The organism is Colwellia sp. BRX10-3 (assembly GCF_014077505.1).
GTDB lineage: Bacteria > Pseudomonadota > Gammaproteobacteria > Enterobacterales > Alteromonadaceae > Cognaticolwellia.
This window is the reverse complement of sequence record NZ_JACGWA010000051.1, coordinates 1-295: the sequence shown is the minus strand read 5'-3', so window position 1 is coordinate 295 and position 295 is coordinate 1. Positions and strand designations below refer to the sequence as shown.

The window sequence follows — 295 nt, the reverse complement described above, 5'->3', positions numbered from 1 at the left end:
CCGTTAAAGTTAAGGGTAGGAATATAGTTAAACGAGCCATCACTATTAAGCGTTAAGCTGCCATTGCTCACATTTGAGATTGGTGCAGTATTAACGGTTAATGTGTCTCCATCAGCATCACTATCATTGCTTAACAATTGATTTGCATCGCCAACCAGTATGCTCAGGGTTATATCTTCATCGATGATATAGCTGTCATTACCCAGTACAGGAACATCGTTAATGCTATTGATGTTTAACGTCACACTGCCTTGTGCTTTGCCACCGTTACCATCAAGAACTTCATAAATAAAAC

The 295-nt window shown here is 39.3% G+C and carries 1 protein-coding gene; it reads right to left on the bottom strand.

What is annotated here, in order from left to right:
- Positions 1-295: cadherin-like domain-containing protein (locus tag H4J38_RS17500; RefSeq protein ID WP_182133677.1), on the bottom strand; the 295-nt coding region annotated here is incomplete at both ends.